Here is a 1,828-nt window from a genome sequence, read left to right as displayed (position 1 = left end):
GCAGCCAGCCGGCGATGCGCAGCGCCGCGGCGGCGAGTTCGCCGTGGTCGATCACCCGCTCGCCGTCGAACAGCGCCGGGCGCCCGGGCTCGCGCCGCGCGGTGGCGAAGAGCCCGGCGTGGAGCAGGCGCGGGGCGATGTCCTGCGCGGTGGCGCCGACCTCCTCGCGCATCCGCCGCTGCGGCTCGGGCAGGTCGAGCACGAGCGGGCGCGACCAGCCCGTCGGGTCCTCGGCCAGCCGCGCGAGCGTCGCGGTATAGGTCGCGAACATGGCATCGAGCATCCCCTCGGGGAACAGCGGCTCGACCGCGTCCCACTGCAACACCAGGGCGCCGTCCTGCTCGTAGAGCTGGTGGTCGAGCCACACCTGCGGGGTCTCCGAGCGCCCGCCGCCGACCAGCACCGGGAAGTCGCGGGGCGGTGCGACACCGTGGCGCTCGGGCAGCCCCAGGGTGCTGGTGAAGACCACCGGCAGCGCCGCGCCGTCCGGCCCGAGCCGGGCGGTGCGCTCGCGCTGCAGCCAGATCGAGGAGCGCGCGCGGTGCTCCAGCACCTCGACCAGGGTCTCGCGCACCGCCCGCGCCCGGGTGGCCAGATCGGTCCCGGCCTCGGGCCGATAGGGCAGCGCCGCGAGACTGGTGAAGTCGCCGACCACGGCGTCGATGTCGGGGTGGACGCGCTGGCGATCGAACAGGGTCAGATTGAGGGTGTGCGACCCGCCGCCGCTCCAGCGCGAGAGCACCTCGGCATAGACGGTGAGCAGCAGTACCGACGGGGTCACGCCGATCGCGCGCGCGCCGGACTCCAGCCGCGCCCAGACGGCCGGTTCGAGCCGCGCCTCGCGACGGCCGAACGCGACCCGCTCCAGCGACTCGGGCGCACGCGCCAGGGGCAGCGCCGGGGCCGGCGGCAGATCGTCGAGGCGCGCGCGCCAATAGGTCTCGGCGCGCGCCTCGGCCTCGGGCGCGGGACGGACCCCGAGCACATAGTCGCGGAACGAGACCCCGATCGGCGGCAGCTCGGTGTCGAGGTCGGCATAGAGCCGGGCGAGTTCGGCGAGCAGCAGCTTGACGCTGAAGCCGTCGACCAGCAGGTAGTCGATGCACAACCCGATCCGCGTCCGCTCGCCGTAGCGCACCGCGTGCAGCCAGTGTCCCGGCCAGCGTTGCACGGTCGGCGAGGGCGCGGCGTCCCAGACCGCGTCGAGCACCGCCTGGGCGGTCGCCGGACCGGCCTCGTCGAGATGATCGACGGTGATCGTCACGCGCGGCACCGAGGGCAGGATGCGCTGCTCGCCGTCGGCCTCGACCGTGGCGCGCAGCATCTCGTGACGCTCGATCAACAGGTTCCAGGCCGCCTCCAGCCGCTCCAGGTCGACCCCGGCGCCGTCGAGCACGATCAGGTACCGGGTGCCGGTGCTCAGCGCCAGACCCTGGGTGCGACCGCGCCAGTAGGCGCGCTGGATCTCGGTGAGCGGGAAGGGCGCGTGACGCGCCGCGCGATCGGCCACCAGGGCGCGGGCGGCGATCTGTTCGACCTGCCTCGCCGCGGCGGCGAAGTCCGCCAGCCGCGGGTGGGCGAAGAGATGGCGCAGCGGCTGCTCGATGGCGATGCCCCGGGGTTCGAGCTGCGCCACCACCCGGGTGGCCGAGAGGCTGTCGCCGCCGAGGAGGAAGAAGTCGTCCTCGCGGTGGATGTCCTCGCGCCCGAGGACCTCGGCCCAGATCGCGGCGAGGGCCTGTTCGAGCGGCCCCCGGGGCGGGGTGCGCGCGCCTGCGGCGTCGAGCGCGTCGAGCCGGGCGGCGAGCGCGCGGCGATCGACCTTGCC

Annotated in this window: 1 protein-coding gene; it reads right to left on the bottom strand. The window is 75.0% G+C overall.

Going from position 1 to position 1,828, the window contains the following annotated elements; genetic code table 11:
* Window positions 1-1,828, bottom strand: a 1,828-nt coding sequence (locus tag EBL85_RS16730) for a condensation domain-containing protein (RefSeq protein WP_223806192.1), incomplete at both ends; no start/stop codon positions are given.

The organism is Marichromatium sp. AB32, assembly GCF_003718675.1.
Lineage (GTDB): Bacteria > Pseudomonadota > Gammaproteobacteria > Chromatiales > Chromatiaceae > Marichromatium > Marichromatium gracile.
Note: the sequence above shows the minus strand (reverse complement) of the source record. Positions and strands in the feature narration are given on the sequence as shown.